At 38.2% G+C, this 22,222-nt stretch carries 34 protein-coding genes and 1 pseudogene; all 35 read right to left on the bottom strand.

Features of this window, described 5'->3' with window-relative positions; all coding sequences use genetic code 11:
• Position 1: 1 nt before the first annotated feature.
• Positions 2–580, bottom strand: a pseudogene (locus ACSVDH_RS05330) (VgrG-related protein); the annotation flags it as partial.
• A gap of 23 nt (positions 581–603) precedes the next feature.
• Entirely contained in the window at positions 604–1,560 is a 957-nt protein-coding gene (locus tag ACSVDH_RS05325) for a hypothetical protein (protein ID WP_439248736.1), read from the bottom strand.
• A 61-nt stretch (positions 1,561–1,621) separates the two neighbouring features.
• Positions 1,622–3,268, bottom strand: coding sequence for a glycosyl hydrolase family 28-related protein (locus ACSVDH_RS05320; RefSeq protein ID WP_439248735.1), 1,647 nt, complete (start codon positions 3,266–3,268; stop codon positions 1,622–1,624).
• A complete protein-coding gene (locus tag ACSVDH_RS05315; RefSeq protein ID WP_439248734.1) occupies positions 3,268–5,067 on the bottom strand; it encodes a hypothetical protein in 1,800 nt (599 codons plus the stop codon). Before ACSVDH_RS05315 ends, ACSVDH_RS05320 begins: the two co-directional genes overlap by 1 nt.
• Before the next feature lies 1 nt (position 5,068).
• Complete coding sequence (locus ACSVDH_RS05310; RefSeq protein ID WP_439248733.1) at positions 5,069–5,449, bottom strand: hypothetical protein; 381 nt, start codon at positions 5,447–5,449, stop codon at positions 5,069–5,071.
• Between the two features lie 119 nt (positions 5,450–5,568).
• Positions 5,569–5,694: a hypothetical protein gene (locus ACSVDH_RS05305; protein WP_439248732.1), complete on the bottom strand. Its 126-nt coding sequence runs from the start codon at positions 5,692–5,694 to the stop codon at positions 5,569–5,571.
• Positions 5,695–5,955: 261 nt separating this feature from the next.
• On the bottom strand, positions 5,956–6,714 hold the full coding sequence (locus ACSVDH_RS05300) for a hypothetical protein (RefSeq protein WP_439248731.1): 759 nt from the start codon (positions 6,712–6,714) through the stop codon (positions 5,956–5,958).
• Positions 6,715–6,843: 129 nt separating this feature from the next.
• Positions 6,844–7,452: a N4-gp56 family major capsid protein gene (locus ACSVDH_RS05295; RefSeq protein WP_518617579.1), complete on the bottom strand. Its 609-nt coding sequence runs from the start codon at positions 7,450–7,452 to the stop codon at positions 6,844–6,846.
• Positions 7,453–7,608: 156 nt separating this feature from the next.
• Entirely contained in the window at positions 7,609–8,430 is an 822-nt protein-coding gene (locus ACSVDH_RS05290) for a hypothetical protein (protein WP_439248729.1), read from the bottom strand.
• 293 nt (positions 8,431–8,723) lie between these two features.
• Positions 8,724–10,508 carry a portal protein gene (locus ACSVDH_RS05285; protein ID WP_439248728.1) on the bottom strand — a complete coding sequence of 595 codons (1,785 nt, stop codon included), beginning with the start codon at positions 10,506–10,508 and terminating at the stop codon, positions 8,724–8,726.
• Positions 10,501–10,722, bottom strand: a complete 222-nt coding sequence (locus ACSVDH_RS05280) for a hypothetical protein (protein WP_439248727.1) — start codon at positions 10,720–10,722, stop codon at positions 10,501–10,503. The genes ACSVDH_RS05285 and ACSVDH_RS05280 overlap by 8 nt, the downstream gene beginning before the upstream one ends.
• A gap of 10 nt (positions 10,723–10,732) precedes the next feature.
• Complete coding sequence (locus tag ACSVDH_RS05275) at positions 10,733–12,079, bottom strand: PBSX family phage terminase large subunit (RefSeq protein ID WP_439248726.1); 1,347 nt, start codon at positions 12,077–12,079, stop codon at positions 10,733–10,735.
• Positions 12,072–12,494 (bottom strand): terminase small subunit, encoded by a 423-nt coding sequence (locus ACSVDH_RS05270; protein WP_439248725.1) that lies wholly within the window; start codon positions 12,492–12,494, stop codon positions 12,072–12,074. Before ACSVDH_RS05270 ends, ACSVDH_RS05275 begins: the two co-directional genes overlap by 8 nt.
• 20 nt (positions 12,495–12,514) lie before the next feature.
• Entirely contained in the window at positions 12,515–13,276 is a 762-nt protein-coding gene (locus ACSVDH_RS05265; RefSeq protein WP_439248724.1) for a metallophosphoesterase, read from the bottom strand.
• A gap of 435 nt (positions 13,277–13,711) precedes the next feature.
• Positions 13,712–13,948: a hypothetical protein gene (locus ACSVDH_RS05260; RefSeq protein ID WP_439248723.1), complete on the bottom strand. Its 237-nt coding sequence runs from the start codon at positions 13,946–13,948 to the stop codon at positions 13,712–13,714.
• A complete protein-coding gene (locus ACSVDH_RS05255; protein WP_439248722.1) occupies positions 13,939–14,367 on the bottom strand; it encodes a DUF722 domain-containing protein in 429 nt (142 codons plus the stop codon). Before ACSVDH_RS05255 ends, ACSVDH_RS05260 begins: the two co-directional genes overlap by 10 nt.
• Complete coding sequence (locus ACSVDH_RS05250) at positions 14,364–14,687, bottom strand: hypothetical protein (RefSeq protein WP_439248721.1); 324 nt, start codon at positions 14,685–14,687, stop codon at positions 14,364–14,366. The genes ACSVDH_RS05255 and ACSVDH_RS05250 overlap by 4 nt, the downstream gene beginning before the upstream one ends.
• A 1-nt stretch (position 14,688) precedes the next feature.
• The gene (locus ACSVDH_RS05245; RefSeq protein ID WP_439248720.1) at positions 14,689–15,078 is read right to left on the bottom strand and encodes a hypothetical protein; all 390 of its coding nucleotides are present in this window, start codon (positions 15,076–15,078) and stop codon (positions 14,689–14,691) included.
• The gene (locus ACSVDH_RS05240; RefSeq protein ID WP_439248719.1) at positions 15,071–15,361 is read right to left on the bottom strand and encodes a PDDEXK family nuclease; all 291 of its coding nucleotides are present in this window, start codon (positions 15,359–15,361) and stop codon (positions 15,071–15,073) included. The genes ACSVDH_RS05245 and ACSVDH_RS05240 overlap by 8 nt, the downstream gene beginning before the upstream one ends.
• Positions 15,362–15,465: 104 nt before the next feature.
• Positions 15,466–15,630: a hypothetical protein gene (locus ACSVDH_RS05235; RefSeq protein ID WP_439248718.1), complete on the bottom strand. Its 165-nt coding sequence runs from the start codon at positions 15,628–15,630 to the stop codon at positions 15,466–15,468.
• Positions 15,627–16,055, bottom strand: coding sequence for a dUTP diphosphatase (dut, locus tag ACSVDH_RS05230; protein WP_439248717.1), 429 nt, complete (start codon positions 16,053–16,055; stop codon positions 15,627–15,629). Before dut ends, ACSVDH_RS05235 begins: the two co-directional genes overlap by 4 nt.
• 2 nt (positions 16,056–16,057) lie before the next feature.
• Positions 16,058–16,720, bottom strand: coding sequence for a sigma-70 family RNA polymerase sigma factor (locus ACSVDH_RS05225; RefSeq protein WP_439248716.1), 663 nt, complete (start codon positions 16,718–16,720; stop codon positions 16,058–16,060).
• Positions 16,721–16,729: 9 nt separating this feature from the next.
• Positions 16,730–17,122 carry a single-stranded DNA-binding protein gene (locus tag ACSVDH_RS05220; protein ID WP_439248715.1) on the bottom strand — a complete coding sequence of 131 codons (393 nt, stop codon included), beginning with the start codon at positions 17,120–17,122 and terminating at the stop codon, positions 16,730–16,732.
• Positions 17,112–17,954: a DNA cytosine methyltransferase gene (locus ACSVDH_RS05215; RefSeq protein ID WP_439248714.1), complete on the bottom strand. Its 843-nt coding sequence runs from the start codon at positions 17,952–17,954 to the stop codon at positions 17,112–17,114. The genes ACSVDH_RS05220 and ACSVDH_RS05215 overlap by 11 nt, the downstream gene beginning before the upstream one ends.
• A gap of 53 nt (positions 17,955–18,007) precedes the next feature.
• A complete protein-coding gene (locus tag ACSVDH_RS05210) occupies positions 18,008–18,496 on the bottom strand; it encodes an HNH endonuclease (protein WP_439248713.1) in 489 nt (162 codons plus the stop codon).
• Entirely contained in the window at positions 18,487–18,711 is a 225-nt protein-coding gene (locus ACSVDH_RS05205; protein WP_439248712.1) for a hypothetical protein, read from the bottom strand. The genes ACSVDH_RS05210 and ACSVDH_RS05205 overlap by 10 nt, the downstream gene beginning before the upstream one ends.
• On the bottom strand, positions 18,686–18,856 hold the full coding sequence (locus ACSVDH_RS05200; RefSeq protein WP_439248711.1) for a hypothetical protein: 171 nt from the start codon (positions 18,854–18,856) through the stop codon (positions 18,686–18,688). The genes ACSVDH_RS05205 and ACSVDH_RS05200 overlap by 26 nt, the downstream gene beginning before the upstream one ends.
• An 11-nt stretch (positions 18,857–18,867) precedes the next feature.
• A complete protein-coding gene (locus ACSVDH_RS05195) occupies positions 18,868–19,164 on the bottom strand; it encodes a hypothetical protein (protein ID WP_439248710.1) in 297 nt (98 codons plus the stop codon).
• Positions 19,164–19,445 carry an IDEAL domain-containing protein gene (locus ACSVDH_RS05190; RefSeq protein ID WP_439248709.1) on the bottom strand — a complete coding sequence of 94 codons (282 nt, stop codon included), beginning with the start codon at positions 19,443–19,445 and terminating at the stop codon, positions 19,164–19,166. The genes ACSVDH_RS05195 and ACSVDH_RS05190 overlap by 1 nt, the downstream gene beginning before the upstream one ends.
• Positions 19,446–19,543: 98 nt before the next feature.
• Positions 19,544–19,849 (bottom strand): hypothetical protein, encoded by a 306-nt coding sequence (locus tag ACSVDH_RS05185; protein ID WP_439248708.1) that lies wholly within the window; start codon positions 19,847–19,849, stop codon positions 19,544–19,546.
• A 48-nt stretch (positions 19,850–19,897) separates the two neighbouring features.
• A complete protein-coding gene (locus tag ACSVDH_RS05180; RefSeq protein WP_518617571.1) occupies positions 19,898–20,116 on the bottom strand; it encodes a hypothetical protein in 219 nt (72 codons plus the stop codon).
• A 46-nt stretch (positions 20,117–20,162) separates the two neighbouring features.
• A complete protein-coding gene (locus ACSVDH_RS05175) occupies positions 20,163–20,333 on the bottom strand; it encodes a hypothetical protein (RefSeq protein ID WP_518617569.1) in 171 nt (56 codons plus the stop codon).
• Entirely contained in the window at positions 20,323–20,514 is a 192-nt protein-coding gene (locus tag ACSVDH_RS05170) for a hypothetical protein (RefSeq protein ID WP_439248706.1), read from the bottom strand. The genes ACSVDH_RS05175 and ACSVDH_RS05170 overlap by 11 nt, the downstream gene beginning before the upstream one ends.
• Before the next feature lie 2 nt (positions 20,515–20,516).
• A complete protein-coding gene (locus tag ACSVDH_RS05165; RefSeq protein WP_439248705.1) occupies positions 20,517–21,329 on the bottom strand; it encodes an ATP-binding protein in 813 nt (270 codons plus the stop codon).
• 40 nt (positions 21,330–21,369) lie between these two features.
• The gene (locus ACSVDH_RS05160) at positions 21,370–22,161 is read right to left on the bottom strand and encodes a phage replication protein O (RefSeq protein WP_439248704.1); all 792 of its coding nucleotides are present in this window, start codon (positions 22,159–22,161) and stop codon (positions 21,370–21,372) included.
• Between the last annotated feature and the right edge of the window lie 61 nt (positions 22,162–22,222).

Genomic DNA, 22,222 nt, shown 5'->3' with positions numbered 1-22,222 from the left:
CCTATCTTAGCATCGATAATGCATCTTGTAACTCTTGTCTAAATCGGTTTGCAACACTTCGTTTGATTGCTGATGATGAAGAACTGAAATACTTATCTACTTTCATACGTTCTGCATAAATACGTCTAATGATATCAGCTTCGGACATGCCTTGCCTTACCCCTGCGTTCTTAAATAATCTGTTTGCTCCACCAGTACCATGTTGAGTAGCTACAGACCAAAGAACGTTTTGTAATGCAGGAGAATAACTGTTTACATTCAATCCTATACTACTTTGGATTTTCCTTGCAGCAGGATCATAATGTGTTCGTTTGATAAATTGATGTTGCAAGTTATTGAAACGTTCACCATAATTCTTAGCTAACGTTTTCCACTCTCGATCAAAACCACTTGAACCAGGAGAATACCTTGCTAATACCTGATAAAAAGAAGGATCGGCACTCTTTAAATAGTTCATGAAACTTTTCATCGTACCTGTATTAGTGGCTATCTGATATGTTCCGTAAGAAGCACCGCCCCAATCACCACTATTTCGAGCGATAGTTCCTGGACCCGAACTTCCCGACTCATATTTTTTACTTAATGAGCCAAGTTGGGAACTACTTACGGCATTAGAAAACCCGAGTTTCTATACAAATCAATCTGAGCATCATTCATGGATTTTTGAAGATTTCCATTGTATTGAAGCTCAAACATTCTCCAAGCAGCATCTTCACCATATTGAGACTTAGCCCAATCCAGTGTAGCTTTTTCATTAGCTGACATATTTTTATATGTGTACTCTCTCCATGCTTTTTCTTGAGCATATTGTTGTTTCTGCCAGTTGAAATTACGATTATCTTGTTGTTGTTGATACTCGAATTGTTGTCTATAACGAGCATCTTCAACCTGATCTCTGTCAATCTGATAATCTTGTTGATCCAAGTAACGTTGATTTTCCATTAACGCTTGGATTCTTTGTGCTTCAAGTTCCAACGCCTTACGGTTGATTTCATTTCGTGCTGCCTGTTCAGCAATGTTAATGTCATTTAATGAATTTTGTCTCTGAGCATTTAACCCAACCTGAGCAGTAACATTTTCACCACTACCACTTAAACCATTTGCAGCCATGATTTCACGTAGCTTTTGAACGTTCTGCATATTCACTACATCAGCTTGGTTTCTTTTTTGTTGATATTGTGGAGCTAAATCCTTCGCTTGATCTTTATAGGCTTGTGATTGCTTGTCATACATCTGATTGATCTTGTTGTTCGTGTCAAAACGACTGAGCGCCTGTTGTGTATCTGTACGATTAGCGCCGCTGATACGAGAAATGTTATTATATCCTGTAGCTTTTAAGCGATTTTCAAGGGATTGAGTAATCCCACCCGCAGCATTAGCGCCACCTAATAAAACAGGATTATGACCACGATCATAAGCGTTTCTAATTGTTTGGATAAGAGCGCCTTGGTTAGATTTAGTTGTATCGAAAAACTCCCCTTGTACACCTCTTGCCTTCGCTGCCGCAATGTCTGTTGCGTTACCAAAATATTTTGGTGTGTATTGATTCATTGTAGCCATATTTTCACCTCTTTCGGCAAAATAAAAAGACGAGCATTAGCCCGTCTGTGTTATGAATGAATTAGCTATACCCTCTGCCTGTACCTAAATACCTAACATTGAATGATACTTGAACGGATTCCGTTTTTGTATTATTAGCATCGAAATTTAGGTTATAATAACCATCTCCACCATTGACAAATGTAGGATTACTCAATCCGACTATAGGAGTTGTAGGAGTTATATTTGTAACAGGCGTTGTAACTGTTACTCCAGAACCAATTAAAACTAAATGCATACCTACGCTTGAAGAAGTGTTGTCTAAATCTCTAATTTTCGCAAAAACTTCAAATGCTAATATTCCAGGTGTAGTTGCTAACGGAGGAACTAAAGTTCTTACAGATATAGGACTAGTAGTTGAAGCAGATATTGTGTAAGAATCAGATTCAAAAACATCCGTTGGTCTATTATACTTTTGAAGAATTCCTCCGCAATTAGTAAAACTTATTAATCCAGTTACACCAGTAGGGTTAATTGCAGCATGGCAAGCAATTAAATCAACTTGACTTGCACTATCAAACTTATAACTCGCTTCTTTTGTTTTCGCTCCTACACCGTTTGAATGACAGCCTATCAACTTAACATTCTTCGCGTTATAAAAAGCAAAATCACTTTGATTAGCAGTTACGTTTGATGACTTATATCCCCAACAATCGACTAGAGTCAAACCGTCAGTAGTGTTTGAAATTTCATAACCATTTGAACCGTTTGTATCAGCATAACAACTATTCAATTGCGAGTAAGAAGCACCCACAAGATAAAACCCATGCCTTGTATTGTTGAAGGAGTGAACGTGATGTGCAGTAATAGAACCAACACCATTTGAGTAAAGTCCATCTCTATTGCCTTCTACATAAGCATTTTGTATATACAAGTCAGGCTTTAATACGTTAATCCCAGATGTTGTACCACCTTTGTACTTACCTAAAATAACAATCGTTTCTAGACCGTTTACTTTTAGAGCGTCAACGGTTGTACCCGTTACAGTACAGTTATTCAATAAGTTTCTAAATCCTTTTGTTTCAATACCTGCACTTGCTCCGCCTGTATCTCCGCTTATATATCCATTGTTTATAGTTACGTAATCAGCGTTTATTGTAACAATTGCACCTGTTGATCCATTACTTTTTAATTTAGCTCCAGGACCAAAAGTCAATTGTTGTTCAGTAGTATTCAACGAAAGGTTGGACACTAGAAAAGTTTTACCCGAAGGGAGATAGATATTCTTTTTTCCTGTATCAATCGCCTGTTGAATCGCTAATGTATCATTTGTTATTCCATCCCCTACGGCATTATAAGGTTTTTCCGTTACATCAACCCAACTTCCTGTTTTCTTGTCATTATCCGCGAATTTTTCATCATGATCTTGGAATTTTGCCTGTACTTCAAACTCTATTGTAGGCTGTGCTAAGATAGCAGGATCTAATTGATCTACCCCAACAGCACCAAGCGCAATTTTTTCACGAATAACCTCTAAATTTTTGAGTTTATTGCGGTCTACCCAATAATTAGCGTTTAAATCATCAACCAACTTATTTAATGTGGACATCAACTCATCAGCAGGAGTCTGCATATATGTTTTAATGTCCGATGGTGAATAATTAGGTGATGGTTTATCAGGTAAATCGGTTGTTTTCTTTGTAAATGGTGACTGTTTTATAAATGCCATCACTTCACCTCATTTTGAACGTTATATTTAATGCCTAGTGAATTTATTTCAAGACTTTCGTCTAATTCATTGTTTTCTAATTTCAATTGAATGTGTGTTATCTTCTTTTCTTTAACCTTTTCAGCGACTTCTTGAGGTATATCAGAAGTCATAAAGGTGAATTTAGTGAAATCAAACGACCAGAAATCAATTTGATCCATTCTGCTCGTACTCTCAAACTCTTCTCCCTTCCTATCTGTACGGATATACAAGCTACAAGAAGTATGAGAACCAGGCTTAAGAGCGTAAAAGATACGACTCACAAGCTTTGTGTACTCAGGTAAACCAAAATTGATTAATTTAGAGTACCAATAAGCGTTAATCGGTTGACCATCGTCATTATAAGGATTTAATTCAGTTTCTTTCTTAAATCTGTAGATTAACCCTTCTGTATTGCTTCCGAAATGCAAATAGCCATCCTTCTCAACGAAACATGACGCGTTAACATTATTGTATATATACCATTCATTCACTTCATAATCATATATATAAACATTCCCATTGACCGCCAACCAATATTTCATATCGAAATCTATTGAAATAGCTTGATCTAAGTTGGGTTCTCTTAATAATCGAGCATCGATATTAGCAGATATATGCTGAGTATTCCTTTCATCCCTTACATTCGATGCGACAAGCATGTGAACACCTGTTTTATTTAACGAAACAGGATTGTTACTAAGGATTTGTATGGAATTTTTTGCATAAGTTCCCACTTGGTCATTGATTGGCCTTATCGGAAATGAAGGATCTCCATTATTTAATTCGAACTGCATCATCCATTTAGTGCGCTCCTTCTCAATAACGAGATAATCGTACTGTTTGGCAAACCCTTGGATCTTTTCGGAGTCATTACCAACCTTATAAAACCCATTCTCAGGGAAATAAGTTGGTTCATACAACCCACTTTGCCACATGTAATTAGGGTAATCAGGGTTTCCACTTACAAACACCCTAGAATCATTAGCACCACCAAATAAAACGTTTAGTTTGCATTTGAATATGCGTTCTTTTAATCCAGAAATGATCTTACTTGCATAGATAATAACATTGTTTGTGCCTGCAGCTGGCGCAGTATTGAAAGTGACCTTACCTTGCGCACGATTAACAGTAAAATCCACGTCTTCTGTTAATCCTACCCCATTGACCTCAGCTGACATCAATCCACCACTAAGATTAGTTAAAGACATTTGATATACAGTTGATGTTCCATCACCACTAAAACTATCTTTGAACCACGAGGTTATAAGGTTAAAGTCCTCATAAGGCTCTCCACCACCGGAAGGATTACGAGATATTGTCAACGTTGGAATATATGCATTCGACTCAGCATCAAACATACCATCAAAAACCGGATCGTAGTAAGATAACTCTTCACCGTCTTGGATATAGCAATAATCTCCAATGGTAAAGAAATTAACAGGTTGACCAGACAAACCACCATCAATAAATACAGGTTGATTGTTCCCTTCTTGTCTATAAAGAGTGTTTCCATGAGCAATCAAAAAAATTGATGTGCCATCCTTTTTTCTAAATAGGAACATTCCGTTTATCTTACCTGTACCTAATGACGTTGAGAATAACTTCTCATATCCTGTTCTCTTCGCAAGTGTACCTTGTGAGCCAATTCGCATGTTAAGCATGTCAGGCGATTGACTGTCATGTATGATTGTTGGATTAGAATTTAAGTTTATCCCTCTAAAGGGGTTTATACGGAATATAGGAGGGTCATTCTTGCGGTTGTTTCCCATTCGAGCCATATTAACACCCCATTCCGCCTAAAACGTCATATACGTCTGTTATAGGCTCTATAGACGTACTTATTTTTCTCTTTAATTCCTCATATCTGTCGTTGTAGAAAGGTGCTGCATCATTATTTTCAACCAATAGCAAATGTGCTGCCAATCCATAAGGTAATACACCCAACGCAATACGATCAGATACTAATAAATTAGAAGATATGTCGGTAATCGGCACAGGTGTTATAGACTGTGGTAACAATTCAGTTTGTAACGCGGTTAAGATTGATAAGGATTTAGATTTATAGTATTCTGGATCATCAGCAAGGATGGCTCCTGTATCTGACACCTCATCCATAAAAACCAACGCCATATCATATACTTGTTGTGCTGTTACTGCCATTTATACCACCTTCTTTACGATTTTTGCGTTTGAATTGTTCGTGAACTTCGACTAATTATCAAGAGAACCCCTCCTATATACAAATAAAAAAGGGGCAGGAAAACCCTACCCCCATCATGTTACTTCTTCGTTGTAGACTCTTTAAGCCCAGCTTTCTCAAATGCTGCTGCTTGTATATCATCACGAGCAATAAGCTTATTTCCATTTCCAGCTACGAAAGTAATTGGATATTTTTTCTCACTCATAAAGTATCACCTCAACTATTAAAGATTTTTATGAATGAAGATCGCATTCTTTTTGTTTTCTAATACGAAAGCATCATAACGTTTACGTCCTTCTACTAACCAACCATTGATCATTTTGTTATCGCAAAGGCTTTTTATCCTCTACTTCTACATGTTTCCATGCAGTTCAGCATACATTTTCACCCTGTCAATACGACTTAGGGGGTCGACACTCGTGGGCGCATTATATTCTGTGCAATAAAAAAAGCACAGGTTCAGCGCCTATGCGTTACGGTGAGCCACATCTTTTACAACGTGCTTTACCTCGGTATTGCCTTCAAACCAACTCCAATTATCGAATTGTTCTTTCGTGTTGTTGCCATACCCAAAACTTTTATGAAAGTTGTTATGACATACTTCACATAGCGTTACACCATTATCTACATTCAATCTGTTTTCTACATCCCAATTATAACCGTTTAAATGATGAGCATTGAGATTATTTCCTCTATCATCACCGCAAACCTTACAAGTGTAATTATCACGCTTAAAAACGTTGATTCTCCACTCAATAATAGCGTAGTAATCTCTATTCAATATTCTTTCTTCATCGGTTATATTAGGATTGTATTTGAAGTGATCCTCTTTCTTTGGTCTGCCACATGGTCTACATAAGCGCCCTTGTTCATCGTTTCTGAATTTATGGAATGAAATCTCATTTTCATGTCCACAACGAGCGATGTATTTCAATTTCCCTCTCCAATTAGCATATTCAGTAGAAATTAGTTTGCATCCTTGTTCTTCGAAGTATCGCTTCACATAATCGTAATCAAATTTGCGTTTAGATGAACCTACTTTAAAAGAACACTTCCTGCAATATAAACCCTTTTCTGCTCTTAGGTTGTAAAGGGATAATTCTTTTTCGTGACCACATTTAGCAATACACTTCATTTTGGTATCAACACTTTTGAATGCATCTTCTAGTAACACTAATCCACGATTTTCAAACTCTCGTCTCGCTAATTCGATATTCCATTTCATACACCAACCACCCCTACCATTATTATACATGGTTGGTTAGTTGATTGGAAGAAGTTGTGCTAAGGTTTCTACCGATTTTGCCGACTATTTTTCATCAACATTACTGTTGAGCCTGGCATCAAGCGTTGGTTAAGCCGCTAGTTGTTTACCAGGAGGGTTATCATGTGTTTTGTAATCTTCTAGTTTTTGAGCTGCTACAGTCGCAACCGGATGTGTCAAGATGAACTCAGTATTTGCAGGAAGGTAAGTAGATGGAACTTTAACAATCTTCACTCCATCAACCTCACCAACTTGACCATTGATAAGCATTTTTTGACCAATTTCAGAAGCTTTGATAAATGAGTTATCAAGTTTCAAGAAATTGTAGAATGAAGGCTTAACGAATGCGATACGACCTGTAGCAGGCACTTTATCTTCGTCTAATGCTTCGCCTGCTTCTAAAAGAGAAGAATAAGCATTTGTTGCATCGATTGCTAATGTTGCTGTATGACCATTTGCAGTCGCAGCAGAACCCATTGCAGCAAGACGATATACATCGATCTCAGGTACAATTACTTCGTCAATTTGACGAGCAAGTGCTTTACCTGCTTGCATAACCATTTGAGTGTCTTGATGATTCGCGCGGTCGATAGTGAACGTGAATGAACGATCACGAGTTAATGTCATCGTTTGTACAGTGTTGTCTAACTCTGCCGCAGTACCATAACGACTTAAACCGGATTTAGTGTAGTCGTTCATTGCTACTGTTGGGATAGAGTAAACATTGATTGAGTTAACTCCATTCCAATCGTATTCGCGGTTTACTGCAGACTCTGTAAGAGATTTTAATTTAAAACGCTCGTCTACCTTCTGACTATATTTACTGGCGAGATTTACTGCCATTTAAATCACTCCTTAAATTGAATTGAAGCCCTTTAAGAAGTCATCTTCACTTGCGGTTTCTGTGCTACCATGTGAAGTAACGCTTCCTATCGGCGCTCGTTTTTCATTTTCTTTGTTTTGTTTTAATATTTGCATTTGTGTCTTAAGCTCATTGTTGTAATGTTCCATGTATGCATACTTTAGAGGAACTCCGTTTTGATGCGCATCCCAGACTTGTTGGGGAATTTCATCTTTGCCTGGTACAAAATCGCGATTATTAACTTGATTAAAGTAAGCGAAGAAATCTTGAAACTCTACATTTCTTTTCTCTTCCTCTGCTTTGGCCTTCTGCTCAGATTCATATTGCTGACGGAATTTCCTGTTTTCAAGCAGTTCCTCTGCAACTTCCTCTGAGATACCTTTTTGAACTAGTTCATTGATTCTATCTTGATACTCAGCTTGTTCTACTGCTTGTAGATACTCTTCAACTGACATATTGTGTTTCTTAGCTTGTGTTTCAACGAATGATAAGCGAGGATCAGTTTCTAAGGCTTGAAGTCTCTCTTGTAGTTTGTCGTAGTTCAAACCCTTCTGAGCAAGCTCACGAGCCTTCTCTTCATCAAGTTCTAACTCTTCCTTGTTGTATTTCACCTTTAAGAAAGCTGCCTTCTGTTCCTCTGTCATACCTTGTGTCTCTGCATCCTCTGTTTGTTCAGACGGTGTGGTATCCTCTTCTGATTCAAATCCAGTGTCTACAGGTTCTTGCTCATCTACTGTTTCTTCGAATGTTTCCTCTGCCTGTGGTAGGGCTTCTTGGTAATCATCCGGAAGGATAATATCTTCATTTTCAAACATTGTGATTCTCCTTTCCCTATGGTTGGGGAATGATTTGTGTGTTAACGCCCACCCAATTAACACCGCCAGTCCTCCTAATACTTAGTAAACGACTTGGCTTCCCAAATAAATCATTTAATCTCTGAATCTGATATAACTCGTTTAGGGTTGTTTAAATCATTGCCAGGGTACGTAATACATTTCTGATTAGCACAAATCAAAGCGACTTGCTCAGTCTCATATGTCTTACCTACTCTTAGAATTGAATTGCAGTATGGGCAAACATCCATTAAATCACCTCATAATAAAAACACCTACATCATAGGTGCTTGTGGTTGTTGCGCCATTTGCGCTTGTAATTCAGCTAATATTGCTTGTTGTTGCTCAGGGCTTGCAGATAAGAAAGCCTGCTGTTCTTCTGGTGGTAACATTTGAATTAGTTGTTCAGATGAAGCAGGTTGTGCCATTTGCTGCATTCTCTCTTGAATACTTGAGATTAATTCCTCTTTTTGTGGTATATACTCAACTGGAACACGATCCAGATAATCGATAATGTCAATATGTCCATTGTTCAATAGGTTGTCTAGTGTTTGTATTGAAGCAATCTCAGACCAGTAAGATGATTCACCTACATCTGCTCGAACATCGAACCACATTTCCTTAAATACACTAAAATCGAAAGGTACTATCTGTTTCTCGCCCTCTATATCCATAGCAATAGGTCTAGTTCCGTAATAAGTACCCATCATGTCAAACAGAATCTTTCCTATATCCTCTATCCACTCATACAGATTCGCTTTAGGATTCTCTAATGGGATAGCAGAGGACTTTTGCACCGCGATAATAGCTGATGTATTCTTAGGATCAATCTGTCCTAGAGCAGCATCAGAAGCGCCTAGAGTCTCTTTCGTGTATTCCATAGCTAGCTCAATTGTTTGGATGATCTGAGTTGACATGTTACCAGGTTCTAAGTATCCGGCAACGTTTTTGATATTCTGATCAGGACCCATGCTGTGAATTGGAATAGCAGCACCAATCTCATTATTCCATGTAGGAACTATATCAGCGTTATATACTGCCTTAGGAAATGCTGTCATCATTAGATGGTACATAACCATTGCAAACATACGGTTAATGAATATCTGATTAGGTAAGATACCTGTACATAATGCACGACCGTGGTATTGGTTCTTTTGCTTTTCCCAATTCAACCATGCAACAGGATAGTGTTCTAAGCCTGTATCAATCTCTTTATAGATATAAGCATTCTCTACACTTTTACTTGCTACGATGGTTTCTACCTCTTCTGTAACAGGGTTGCCCTCTTCATCTAGCATATCCATGCCCATTTCATCTTTTTTAGTACGCTTAACCTTCTTCTTACGGTATACGATAATATATAAGGCTTTACCATACTCATCTGCTTCTACTTCAATCTCACTGCTATCGCCTGATTGGTATTCGTAATGAGCATCAGAGCTAATGGATTCAATCTCTTCCTCTTTCGTCTTATATCGTTTAGCTTCTGCTTTAAGGCTATCGACCATATCACGACCAGAAATGATGATATAAGGCTGTACGTCCACTCTAGAGTTGTTTGCATTACCAAAGAATACATTAGTACCATCGACTAACTCCATACAAATCTCACCGCGTATGTCGTTTGTAGATCCATATGGTTTCTTGGATGTATCAAAATAGAAATGCGCACACGCATCACCTGTTACAGCTGCATCTGTCAGAGCTTCTTTAATCTTGAAGTCCATCTTGTATTTCTCTAGCAAGTTTTGCACCTGGTTATTAGCGAACTCAGCAGGGTTTACCTCATCCTGTCCGTTAATATCCGGTGTATTATGCAATGGTTCAAAGTGTATCTTTACCTTTGATGATGTTAGAGAAGCAACAAAGAATGTAATAACACGTTTGATAATGTTAAACACCGGTTTAGGCATGTTATCAGCTTTTAAGTTTCTCCACTGATCACCTTGAAAGAAGGCTATATTTGCATCTACTGTATCGTAATAGTTAGGTGTTAAACGGTTATTGTAGCTCTTACCTGCTTCGTACAATATCCAATCCTTAGTACGTCTATCATCCATCGTGGTTCACCTTCTTCCGTTCTAACGCTTTATTTACGTCATAATTCATGACTTGTAAGAATCCTTGATGTAATTCCTTCGCTCGTCTTAACTCTTCGCTATCAGCTTCTACAGGCTTCACACGCTTATTGCCAACAAGACGACCAACCTGATAAGCACTGTATATAACGACAAATAAGGCTATCCCAATAAGGAAGCCAAATACAAAATCCATAATTCTCACCTCACCATTGTGTGAACACATTTGTTTGTGGTGTTCCTCCTGTCATATCCTTAACCATCTTCTCATGTCTTTCCTCTGGTGTAGGATTATCAGGATCAGATTTCTTTTTCTTATGCTCCTTAAACTTCATAGCTTCATCATTCAGAGCATAACGCACCATATCTATCGCATGGTTGTTTTTATCCGGAAACTTCGCTTTAAAGTCTCCATTTGCATCCTTCTCTAACTCGTAAGTAAGAAACTCATGAGCAGTGTGAGGACATCGTGTATCATCTATTATGATCTCTTCTAAGCTTTGTAAGAACTTAATCCCATACTCAACAGAGTCAGGACCTTTCTTAACACCTACGATCCGTAAACCGTATTGTCTAAGCTCGTTTATACTCTTAGGCTCAGCAGAGTCAGCCTTGATTAAATCATTATCGATGTTCTCTTCTTTAATGTGATTGTATGCAGCACGATTAGATAAACCAACCTTGTAAAGCTCGTGGAAGATGTATAAGCGTTTCTTCTTCCTGTCATAGTGCATTACACCATAAGCCAGGGGATCTATCGCATAACCAAAATCTAAGCCTCGTTTGATGTTCCAGAACTCTTTTATCTCATCATCCGTAATAGGACGTATCTTGACGTTATCAAATACTTCTCCACCTGTTCCGGTTACTTCCCCTAAGTATTCATGTCTATATGAATTAAGTTTAGTCTCTTTCAAGTGTTCAGCTTCTACAATAAACTGTTCACCTAACCACTCTCTAGGAACAGTAAGGTAATTACTATGATGAAATAAGCGATCTTCCCTGGTGAGTACAACTTCCGCATTCACCCAGTTATTAGATGACTTAGGAGGGTTGTAAGAATAAAATACAGTGAACTTCTTCCCACCACGCATTAGCGATTGGTTAATCATCCGTATTTCTTCCATGCCTACAAACTCGTCAACCTCTTCATACCAGATAAACTTACAGTAACCACGACTAAACTTGATTGACTTGATCTTTTTAGGATTATCAGCACCACGAAAGATTATCTTTTGTCCTGTCGGCTTATAAGTTAATCCAAGTGGACTTATACTCTTATGCCAGTAATGATCAACACCAAGCTTCTCTATAGCCCAAGATAGCTGTTCATATACTGAATCCTTTAATGTATCTTTAACCTTACGCAAGGCTACTGCATTAGCGTTAGGATCACTCATAATGCCTAATATGATCTCGATAGCAACAAAGGATGACTTTGTACTACCACGACCACCACCTAGCCAGTAATGTGTATGACCATCATTCTTTAAGTCTCGATGCACCTCATGGAACGATGGAGCAATCACACTAGATAACTTAACTTTAATCATCTAGATCATCTACTATCGTCACACCTATGTTACCCTCGATTTCTTTTCTGTCAGTCCATAGAGTATAACGCTTGCCAAGTAATTCTAGAGCTTTGATTCTATCCTTAGCACTCATTCCCTTAGTTGTAATCTCAGGTCCATTCTCACCGAATACTACAACGTCCTCATTCTCTTCACCACGAGCAATAGATGTAAGTAAGGTCATAACCTCTTCGGCATCCATAATACGCTTGTTGGACATCTCAGTGAGCTTAGAATCTATATAAGATTTAACACTAGGTTTTGCTAGGTTCTTGAACCCTTCTACACTAGCTGTCTTTTCTGTGCAATTGTAAGCTCTCCTATATGAATCAGTCGCATTACCCGTCTCTATATAGAAGTCAGCAAACCTCTTTTGTTTCTCTGTAAGCTTCATTACATACTCACCTCACTCCTTTACCTTATCCAGTCCACTTTGATATCACGTTTCTTCTGTTCTCCCCTCAACGTGACTACAGCCTGACTAGGGAAGCTTTCTTGATATCGGAACTTCTTAGCGTATTCTGCTGTCTGGACTATTGTATTACCGCATATTAACCATTTCTTTACTTCTCTCACGCATTTGTTATAAGGATCTAAATTATATTCTTTAAATGGTTTAGCAAACTCTTTATGCCAATGCCCACAGTAAAATACATCAGCAGTGGTTTTCCTCATCTTTGTCATGTTTCTCTCTACAGATCCTATTGTCCCACCGCCACCTGTACCATGAAACATTTCAACAGAGTAAAAGCATTTATTCCATGCGTACCCTACTACACCTTCAAACTCCATATACTTATCAAGGATGTCTAATTCCTTACAGAACCATTTGACGATGTCTATACTGACTTCATCCTCTATCCTGTAATCGTGATTCCCTTTTGTTACCCCGTCTATAAGATCCTTATAAGGCTTGAATGTCTCTACAGCAAATTCTAACTGTTCTTCTGGTGTCATTCGTTGAGTGTAAATATCACCTTTGCTATTCTTCGTTACACCCTCGATTAAGTCACCGTTTATTAATATCCTGGTGTTCTCTCGATTTGAAGCAATAAAATCAAATACTCTTTCTAATAATCCATAATCTACAGCTTCACTACCGAAATGTAAGTCATTCATTAGCACCAGATTAATTTCTTTTGGTTTCCCTTGAATATTTGCTTTTATATACTTCAAACCCTCACCACCTTGATTTTTGAATGAACAGGCCCCACCCATTTCTACTCACTGCCTCATAGGTTCATTCGTTTTCCCACTAAAATACGGATAAGGATTTGCACCTTATATGATAAGTAGTTCAGACACTTAACTCGTATGGGCTGTCGAAAGCCCCACTACCCCTGCTACTAGCGTTTACCTATTCCGCCACCGTATTTGTGTACCTCTAGCCTTACCACTCGTACACTTGCACGCTCCCACGACTCAGCGTGTAACCCTCAAAAGAAAAAACGCCTACCCTATTGGATAGACGCTTAACATGACGAATTTACGTTGATTCCCAAATTGACATCTTAAAATTATCACTGCCGAAATTTCCGAGCAGTGTATAATTTTCTATACTTACATAATATCATGGATTTTAATGCCAAAAGTGACATGAAAGTGACATGTTTATACAATCTCAAACGTTTCAACTTCATTTGTTATTGGCAAAGGAATACCTCTAAACTTATGACCTATAATCCGATTTTCATCTTCGAAGAGTTCAATATTGTTATATTGATTCTTATATTCATCTGACATTAATTCATGAAAATATGCAGGATTAATTTTAATCATTGTTGGGTTATTTCTTTTGTTCTTCTTTCTCCATTCATGAATCGCTTCTAATAAATCATTTACCTCCATCCTAACACCTCCGCAACCGCATATACTATCTCATCACGCCATCTCATAGCCTGACGACTTCCTATAAACAGTTTATCAGCTATTCCTTCCCATGTTAAGGTCTGAGGTTTAGTCCAATACTTAAGCCTTACCAACTTCTGATAATCCTCTGGTAATCCTGTATAAACCTTCTGTATAGCGTTCGCAATCTCTTCAAGCTGCCCTAACTTCTTATGAGTCGCTAACCTTGTACCGAGTCTCCCTGTAGGATCTGAGAGGAAGGATGACCTTCCCCCACCTATATTCTCATCATCATTTTCTTTGCAAAACATGATGTTTTTTCTTAACTCTTCAATCTCATTTAGAGTATCTTTATATGAATAAAGTTCTGACTCTATGTGTTTGAATGTGGCTTTCTTTATCTTTACAGCTGTAGTCATCCAATCACCTTCTTAATCTTGTGCTTAATCGTCACCAGATACACTAATTCATCCATCTTTTCCTGCAGCACATGATCTATCCAATCTGAAAGGGTATATTCATCAACATCTACTGTATTACCGTACTTCTCTAATCCCTTTGCTGTTTGTGCTTCTAATAAGTCTTGTACCTCTTTTAATACTGCATTGTTGTTTATCTCTTCTTGTATAGGAGAGTTTTCAAAATTCATGTTAGGCTTAGCTTTACATACGTCTTTATGATCAAACGCCTCAGACAGATATTTAGTTTTGTATCCACATACAGAACATTTATAATTCATCCTACACGCCCCCTCCTGCTACATCCTTCATATCCTTTAACTGTAGCTTCATGATATTTATTTGCTCTAACGTACTGGTATAAGCATTCTTCCATCTTGTCGCTTCTGCTTCTGCCTCTGCTTCTTTCCGTCTGCTCTCTGCAGCTGCAACCTCTGCCATATTCGTTTTATCTGCTACCGATCCGTCACTGTATGAATAAGCACTCGCTAACGCTTCTCTTCTTGTTGCTTCTGCTAATTTCCAAGCCTTCACACTGTTTGCATGAAAACCGCCCAATAGCTCTAGGATCTTTCCGTATAGAGTGAGCTTGCGTATTATGTCTCCTGGTAATTCCTCATTTAACGAGTTAGCTTGTTTATATAATTGTGAGAGCTTTTCAGTGTTACTCATTCTTCATCAACTCCAGGAACTTATCTAATGTCATTGTTACTAACCAAGGTTTGTTATCCACCTTTATAGCGACTGCATCCGGTTTCTCTCTTTCATCCAACACCCAATCATAAAGCGTTTTAAATCCTGTTTTACGGGCTTTTACCTCGAACGCTAACCCTAACCCTATAACATCATTTGAATAGCCTTCTTGCGCCCCTGAGAGAGGGACACGATGACCTCCAATGAGTTTAGCGAACTCTCTTTCTCTTCTTTGTCCCTTGTCTCTTTGGCTTTTCCCCAAGACCTAACACCCTCTTCTCATACAATCTCTTTAACTTTTCATCTGTATATCTTCTAAGCTCTATCCGATCAATTTGAGTGCTATCCTCTAACATTGAAATCATGTTATTTCTGTCCATCTTTCACTTTCCCCTTATTCCCGTTGATATAGTTTTTATGGACTAATGCGTATTCTTCACCTTCTACGAGGATCTTTGTAGGTAGTCCATTTCTAGCCTTAAGTATCTTAATTACTTTAGTCATTGTTTCACCGGCTTTTCTCTCGATCATACCGTCACTCCTGTACTTCCAAAGCCACCAGTTCCTCTTTCGCTTTCGCTTAACTCGTCCGATTCCTCGAATATCGCTTGGATTACTGGTGCTATTACACCTTGTGCTATACGATCACCTTTTTTTACCCTCATAACAATCGGTCCTATATTGTCTACAATCGCGCAAACTTCCCCTCTATACCCTGCATCCACCGTCCCAAACTGAACACGCAGCTTAGTTTTAGATGTAATTCCCGATCTCGGCCTTACTTGCAACTCGTATCCCTGAGGTATATCAAATGCTAATCCCAAAGGTACTTTTTCAGTTCCTTCTGAATAAATAATCACGTCCTCAGTAGCAACAAGATCAAACCCCGAATCACCTTGTTTAGCATACTTAGGTATTACTGCATGTTCTGATAATCGTTTTATCTTTACATTCATTCTTAAGCCCCCACCTTGTAATTTTGAATACTTAAATCACTGATTCGTTTACCGCATAATTTCTCAGTCGCTTTTTCCATCCGTCTACAAATACCGGCTTTAGAGACTGATAGCATCTCTCCTATCTCTCGGTATGAATAGCCTTTTAAGTAAAGCTTGAATGTTTGTTTTTCTCCTGGTGTTAATTGATTCATTTTCTCTTCAAACATGATTTTCTTTATTACTTCACGTTCTACATTCATATTTGATCTGAATAACTCAGCGTAAGTATCTCCATTTTCATTACGCACTACATCTATGCTCTGAATATTTTCGTATACTTTTCTCATTTCTGCTTTAGCTGCATTCTCTAAGTCTTTTAAATATGTTCTTAAGCAAATGGCTAAATAGTACGAGAAGGGTCTATATCCTTGTTTGAATCCTTTTACCACCTTCACTATTTCCATTCTGCAATTTTGGAATAAATCTTCATCGGGTATCCTTAACACCTTAGTTGCTATATCGATAACATTAAATCTTCTGATGATTGCCTTTTTAATCAACCCATCAAGCAGATTTCTGTTTAACATTTCATGTACAACCCCACCAAGTAATTCAGTGGGGCAATTTATATCATTCGTAATAATCGTCTTTAGTTGTTCATCTGTAGCCAGGTGATATCTCATTCAATCACCTCAAAAAGGAAGCGAATCATCCATGTCTACTGGCGTACCACCGAATGGATCGTTATTTGATTGATTTGTATTCTGATTGTTTTCTTGTTTCTTGCTATCCAGGAACTGAACAGAATCTGCCACAACTTCCGTAACATATACAGTTTTATCTGATTTATCTTTGTAAGTACGCGTTTGTAATTTCCCATCGATCCCAACTAAAGAACCTTTCTTGCAAAAATTCGCTGTATTTTCCGCAACTTTTTTAAAGCAAACGATACTCGGAAAATCGGCTTCATCTTTACCGAAACGATTCACTGCGATGTTAAAGGAACATACTGCATTTCCTGATTGTCCGTATCTAAGCTCTGGATCTCTAACCATTCTTCCTACTAGTACGACTCTATTTAACATGTTTAAACTCCCTCTCTATTTCCATGATTGTTTTAAATATTGGATATATCTGTTGTGGTACTACTGCATTTCCTAACGCTTTAATTCTGTCCACCCTATTGGGAACCCCATTAGCCACTCGACCCACGTTGGGTTCAACTGTCCAGGTTGCTCCTGTCTTATCGCATCCGGCAAGCTGTTCGTTGCTTTTCTTCCCTTTTCTGCTAATTTCTCTGGCGTTCTCGCTCCCTTCCAATCTCTCGCTGTTGGAGTCGGATACATCTTCACTGCAGTTGCCAGACCAGTTCCTGAGTTTTTCGAAGCGCCTTTCTTGTTGTAATTCCCGTGGACGGTTGGAGTGGGCCACAACAAAAGTTCTGTCTCTTCTATGTTTGGCGTTGACGGCACAAGCCGGTATAACAAACGTCCTCCATCTGTAACCGACACTTTCCAAGTCAAAAAGCGTTCTGTCGAGTTCCATATTGACGAAGTTAGCAACATTTTCGCCAACAATCCAACTTGGTTTGAGTTCTTTGATAATCCTAAACATCTCCGGCCAGAGGTCGCGGTCATCTTCCGTGCCTTTGCGCTTCCCGGCAACACTGTAAGGTTGGCAAGGGAATCCTCCTGAAATAATGTCAACTGTTCCACCTGACTCAATCACTCCTTTTTCCTCAAGCACTTCTCTGTTTAAAGTTCTTACATCATCAAATATCGGAACCGAAGGCCAATGCTTATTAAGCACTTTCTGACAGAATGGTTCACGCTCACAAAACGCTACAGTTTCAATCCCTGCCCACTCTGCAGCTAAAGCAATTCCTCCGATTCCGGCGAACAACTCAATACTTTTCATGTTGTTCCCCTTTCCGTTCGTATCCAATTTGCTATATATTATATATTGGTGACTTATTGACTTTTTTCTGATTGAGATTTAAAAAACCTATCATACGCCTCTGGTGTCGTGTTATTTACCAACCCTTCTTTAAATAACGTGTATACGTCCTTCCAGAAGTGTTCACCATGTTCTGCTGCTCGTTTAACCCTCAGATACTCAGCAAACTCAAAATCCTTATGCGCTCGATCATGGCACCTCTGACATAATGGAGCTAAGTTTCTCCAATTACCCGATCCCATCGAACTTCTAAAAACTAGATGGTGAGCAAATATAGGTGTATATCCGCATTCTTGGCAATACGCCCCGTATTCTTCTATCATCCGGTTATAATTCTCTTTTGTGATCTTGGTCCGTTCTTTCCTGGATGGAATGACTCTTCCTCGATATAGGTAAGGGTTCTTTTTCTTCTTAGGTTTCTTCACTCGCAGCTTAGGTGTATCTTTTTCTCTTTTCTGTTTTGTAGGTTTAGGACATGGATGGAAGCCGAAGTCTACGCCCATAAACGAATCACTTCTCTAAGGGCTTCATTTTCCTTTGTAAGCTGCTCTAATGCTTCTCGAGTAATTTCTATTGACCGTTTATAATTTTCTAACTCAGCGTCCTTCTCGACTACCAGACCTTTATAATGTTCTTTAAATTGTTTTTCCTCTTTAACTCTTTCTTCCAGATCCTTTAACAGCATTTCATAATCAGCTAGTCTTTTTAGTAAGCCCATATACAACACTCCGATCACCGTTTTTATAAGCTTCTAATTGCTCTGGTGTTAGGAACCATGTTTTTACTGAATAATCATGTGGCTCTGGTCCTCTTCTGCCAAATCTCATATCGCTATTTTTATAAGGTGATATTTTAGTTGTCATATTAATCCTCCTTATTCAAATTTAAAATCGTGTATAGAACCGTCATTGTCTAAATGGAGCATAATCATTTGTACTTCCCTAAGCGTTAAATTAGGGTTTTCACGAATAATTTTTCTTAACCCGTTCCATCTTCTAGCGTGATTCTCTTTCCTGATTTTTTCTGAATCCTTACGCCAATAATCAGCAACAGCTCTCATCGAGAAGAAAATGTCATGCCGATCTTTATCACTCATCGGTCCGTTTCTGTTCTCGCCTAGCTTATAACATAGGTCATGTGCAGCGTATTCGATTCTTGGATCTAGATTCATCACGCTTCCCCCTTCTCTAAAACACGTAATCTATCGGTAAGCGATAAGAACCAATCCTCATCGTCATACTGCAAAGCTAAATTGATCATGTCCATTAAATCAGCTTCCTGGTGTTCAATCTCTGCCGGATCTATATCCTCAAACTTTAATATCGATGTCCGGTTCATCTTATAGCCTGCTGATGATCTGATAAATCTGCCTGATATTTCATTTTCATGTACGTTCGTGATGTATCCTAAGCATTTGTATTTATCAAAAACCCAATCACCTTCACGATACATGTAATCACCCCGTTTATGATTTTCACCCACCCGATCAAACTAACCCAAAGCACCAAGCTTATTGGAGTCGCATATATTACCCCTTTGAAGAAGTTCACTCATTCACCTTTGTCGGTTTTATTTAATTTAATTCGCAATTCAGTTAAGAAATCTAGGAAGTCAACATCTAATTCAGAATACAATCCAAAGGAAGTGTGCTTATGAGAATGGAGAACCTCTTCTTGTAAAAGTAATTGGCGTAAATATTCTTTCTCTATATCGTTAAATAACAGTGATTCTAATTCAATTCGTCTGTCTCTTTCTTTGATGTACTCTCTTTCGAATAACTCATATTTTTCGCGTTCGCGTTTCCACATAGCCTTAAGCCTTTTCACTCTCATATCCTTGAAAATTCCAAGTATCACAATTACCCCCTACTTGTTTCATACTCCCGTAAATACTCATTCATCTTGTTAGATAATCCCTTTCATTCCTCGATCTATCACTAGTATCGCAACCTCTTCTGGTGATCTATCAAACTTATTTGCGATGTAAAAAATCAAATCTTTTGAAGGTGTTCCGTATTCAATCCCTTTTCGCCACATCTTATCGAACTGTCTGACTTGATGAATGTTCCAATGGAAATCTATGTCCTCACAGGCTACATATAAGCTTCTGTTATTGCCTTTCATAAAGCTCCTGTGAATGGATGCTATAGCGCAATCTTCGGATCTAAGGTCAAGCTGTTCCCGACTTAGCATGTGCTTTCACCCACTTCTCGTTAAGGAGATCCCTTAAATATTTCATTCGTTGCTTAAACGCTTCTTGATCTGTTGGGCAAGAGCAAGGGATAAATTGATATATCCCTGCTCCGTTTTCTTGAGTTACTTGTCCGCATTTAGGACACATTTTCAACAACACCCTTTGACCATTTAGCGAATAAATCTACTCTTTCCCCTGTTATAGAACCGCGTCTCATGTCTGTTGGTGTTTGGTAATATACGAACAACCCTTCTACACCCACAACCAATCTTTTTCGTTTTCCACCGTTATGATATGTTTTACCAACCTCGATATCTTTGATTAACACGTTCAATCCTCCACTCGTTTTGATTTCCGATAATCATCAGTAAATAAATCTATAAACCTCGTATTCTCATACATCCGAGAGTGCGCCCTTTCACCAACAAAGTCTGCAAGTTTAGAATCATCTAAGTTTGTTGTCCAAATATTAGGTAATCCCAATCTGCAATTTATAATTTCGTTCCATGTTCTAATGGTCCAACTTACATCAGAAACTTTCGTTGTCTCAACTCCGATATCATCAATCACCAAAACGTCCAGTTTCTTCATATCAGCGAATATTCTTTCTGCTGACCCTTTACCATCAAATGTTGCTTTAAACTTGCTAAACAGGTCTACAGAAGGTATAAAGCCTACTTTGAAACCTCTTGACTTTAATGTCCTTGCTATCGCTTTACTAAGATGTGTTTTACCTGTCCCTGGATTACCCATGATGAGCAGGTTCTTTTCGTCACTTAAACTCTTTTGGCTCAATCGTTGCATGTAATTGATTGTCTTTTCTTTCGCCTTCGTAGTAACTTCATTAGTTGGTTTGTAATTCTTAAATCCTGATTCGTCGTTATCTTCAATGAACCACCAGTTATTAAGGAATTGGTCTAAGCGTTTCTGTTCAAACTCTGTTGTCAATTCCTTTGCCATAACTTTGTTTTTACACTTGGTACACATTTGATCTGCTAAGTATTGGTGTTCTATATCGTCTATGTTGTATTTCCAACCGAATAGCTGACCTTCATCACATTCCGCACATTTTAGCTTTATCAGTTCAATATTTAATGCTTTATTTCTTAAATCAGGCTTGACGTTGAATAACATCCGTTCCATTCGATCTTCGCCAAGGATTCCTAAAATATCTCCAATCGGTTTAATAAGGCAACTCCTCCTCTATTTGTCTCATTCGTTCTTCTTCTTCGGGAGTAAGTGGTTTTATAGCTGCCTGTCTTTTCTTGCTTTCCTCCCCTTGTTCAAAGAGAGAACGTTTTTTAGGATTTTGTTTCTTACTTTCTTCTTTAGCTTTAATGCTTAATGTTGTATAGTGTTTTCTAAGATTGCTAGGTGATAAGATAACCGTTTTCCAGAAATGGTGATTTTGTGACCAGTCAATAGCTTTTTTTATTTGATCGTTTGTTTTTCCATCTCTCTCTCTAATAAGCCTTATTTCATTAGCCCATTTTTCCATATCTGGATTTTTAACTTTGTTTTTTCCATCTCCGTTATCTTGAATAAAATCAAACAACAATTTAGCCAACTCCATGTCAGAAGATTCATACTTGAATTTCTGACGAGAAGTATTTTTCTTTCCATTTTCTTCATTCTCAACATTATTAACATTCTTGTTTGTGTCAATCTGTTGTGGTTCTGTTGTTAATTTGCTGTCATTTTGTTGTGGTTCTGTTGTCAAACTCTCTTGGTACTCTTTCCAGTTAACTATTGATATAACGCTATATTTGTTGAATGATTTGATGTCAAGATTGCCCATCTTTTCAAGTCGTTTTAACCAACTCCATAGCGTTGTATCTTTGGTTTGTTTTCTTGGAGGAATACCCTGATTAAATTCTTGGTGCAAGCTAAATCTTCCCGTAACAAATTGACCAGGTTCTAAGTTCACTTCCTGTTTGTCCACCAAGATGTTCCTTTCCTTATGACTAGCTTTCATAAGGCAGTACATCCAAAGTCTGAACAAGTCAGGATCAAGCCATATAGGACTATACATCATC

The sequence above is a fragment of the Metabacillus sp. Hm71 genome (assembly GCF_051842955.2).
GTDB lineage: Bacteria > Bacillota > Bacilli > Bacillales > Bacillaceae > Metabacillus.
This window is presented reverse-complemented; position numbering and strand designations above follow the sequence as displayed.

Excerpts from the sequence above, each read along its gene's own strand:
- ACSVDH_RS05205 (WP_439248712.1), bottom strand. The coding sequence starts at position 18,711 with ATGGGCTTACTAAAAAGACTAGCTGATTATGAAATGCTGTTAAAGGAT.
- ACSVDH_RS05325 (WP_439248736.1), bottom strand. The coding sequence starts at position 1,560 with ATGGCTACAATGAATCAATACACACCAAAATATTTTGGTAACGCAACA.
- ACSVDH_RS05175 (WP_518617569.1), bottom strand. The coding sequence starts at position 20,333 with ATGTGTCCTAAATGCGGACAAGTAACTCAAGAAAACGGAGCAGGGATA.
- ACSVDH_RS05275 (WP_439248726.1), bottom strand. The coding sequence starts at position 12,079 with ATGATTAAAGTTAAGTTATCTAGTGTGATTGCTCCATCGTTCCATGAG.
- ACSVDH_RS05305 (WP_439248732.1), bottom strand. The coding sequence starts at position 5,694 with ATGAGTGAGAAAAAATATCCAATTACTTTCGTAGCTGGAAATGGAAAT.
- ACSVDH_RS05315 (WP_439248734.1), bottom strand. The coding sequence starts at position 5,067 with ATGGCTCGAATGGGAAACAACCGCAAGAATGACCCTCCTATATTCCGT.
- ACSVDH_RS05195 (WP_439248710.1), bottom strand. The coding sequence starts at position 19,164 with ATGAATCTAGATCCAAGAATCGAATACGCTGCACATGACCTATGTTAT.
- ACSVDH_RS05160 (WP_439248704.1), bottom strand. The coding sequence starts at position 22,161 with ATGAAAGCTAGTCATAAGGAAAGGAACATCTTGGTGGACAAACAGGAA.
- ACSVDH_RS05200 (WP_439248711.1), bottom strand. The coding sequence starts at position 18,856 with ATGACAACTAAAATATCACCTTATAAAAATAGCGATATGAGATTTGGC.
- ACSVDH_RS05290 (WP_439248729.1), bottom strand. The coding sequence starts at position 8,430 with ATGTTTGAAAATGAAGATATTATCCTTCCGGATGATTACCAAGAAGCC.
- ACSVDH_RS05295 (WP_518617579.1), bottom strand. The coding sequence starts at position 7,452 with ATGAACGACTACACTAAATCCGGTTTAAGTCGTTATGGTACTGCGGCA.
- ACSVDH_RS05235 (WP_439248718.1), bottom strand. The coding sequence starts at position 15,630 with ATGATCGAGAGAAAAGCCGGTGAAACAATGACTAAAGTAATTAAGATA.
- ACSVDH_RS05165 (WP_439248705.1), bottom strand. The coding sequence starts at position 21,329 with ATGGAACGGATGTTATTCAACGTCAAGCCTGATTTAAGAAATAAAGCA.
- ACSVDH_RS05310 (WP_439248733.1), bottom strand. The coding sequence starts at position 5,449 with ATGGCAGTAACAGCACAACAAGTATATGATATGGCGTTGGTTTTTATG.
- ACSVDH_RS05250 (WP_439248721.1), bottom strand. The coding sequence starts at position 14,687 with ATGAATTATAAATGTTCTGTATGTGGATACAAAACTAAATATCTGTCT.
- ACSVDH_RS05260 (WP_439248723.1), bottom strand. The coding sequence starts at position 13,948 with ATGGAGGTAAATGATTTATTAGAAGCGATTCATGAATGGAGAAAGAAG.
- ACSVDH_RS05215 (WP_439248714.1), bottom strand. The coding sequence starts at position 17,954 with ATGAAAAGTATTGAGTTGTTCGCCGGAATCGGAGGAATTGCTTTAGCT.
- ACSVDH_RS05245 (WP_439248720.1), bottom strand. The coding sequence starts at position 15,078 with ATGAGTAACACTGAAAAGCTCTCACAATTATATAAACAAGCTAACTCG.
- ACSVDH_RS05320 (WP_439248735.1), bottom strand. The coding sequence starts at position 3,268 with ATGGCATTTATAAAACAGTCACCATTTACAAAGAAAACAACCGATTTA.
- ACSVDH_RS05285 (WP_439248728.1), bottom strand. The coding sequence starts at position 10,508 with ATGGATGATAGACGTACTAAGGATTGGATATTGTACGAAGCAGGTAAG.
- ACSVDH_RS05270 (WP_439248725.1), bottom strand. The coding sequence starts at position 12,494 with ATGAAGCTTACAGAGAAACAAAAGAGGTTTGCTGACTTCTATATAGAG.
- ACSVDH_RS05300 (WP_439248731.1), bottom strand. The coding sequence starts at position 6,714 with ATGAAATGGAATATCGAATTAGCGAGACGAGAGTTTGAAAATCGTGGA.
- ACSVDH_RS05280 (WP_439248727.1), bottom strand. The coding sequence starts at position 10,722 with ATGGATTTTGTATTTGGCTTCCTTATTGGGATAGCCTTATTTGTCGTT.
- dut (WP_439248717.1), bottom strand. The coding sequence starts at position 16,055 with ATGAATGTAAAGATAAAACGATTATCAGAACATGCAGTAATACCTAAG.
- ACSVDH_RS05255 (WP_439248722.1), bottom strand. The coding sequence starts at position 14,367 with ATGACTACAGCTGTAAAGATAAAGAAAGCCACATTCAAACACATAGAG.
- ACSVDH_RS05180 (WP_518617571.1), bottom strand. The coding sequence starts at position 20,116 with ATGAAAGGCAATAACAGAAGCTTATATGTAGCCTGTGAGGACATAGAT.
- ACSVDH_RS05210 (WP_439248713.1), bottom strand. The coding sequence starts at position 18,496 with ATGGGCGTAGACTTCGGCTTCCATCCATGTCCTAAACCTACAAAACAG.
- ACSVDH_RS05220 (WP_439248715.1), bottom strand. The coding sequence starts at position 17,122 with ATGTTAAATAGAGTCGTACTAGTAGGAAGAATGGTTAGAGATCCAGAG.
- ACSVDH_RS05225 (WP_439248716.1), bottom strand. The coding sequence starts at position 16,720 with ATGAGATATCACCTGGCTACAGATGAACAACTAAAGACGATTATTACG.
- ACSVDH_RS05190 (WP_439248709.1), bottom strand. The coding sequence starts at position 19,445 with ATGTATCGTGAAGGTGATTGGGTTTTTGATAAATACAAATGCTTAGGA.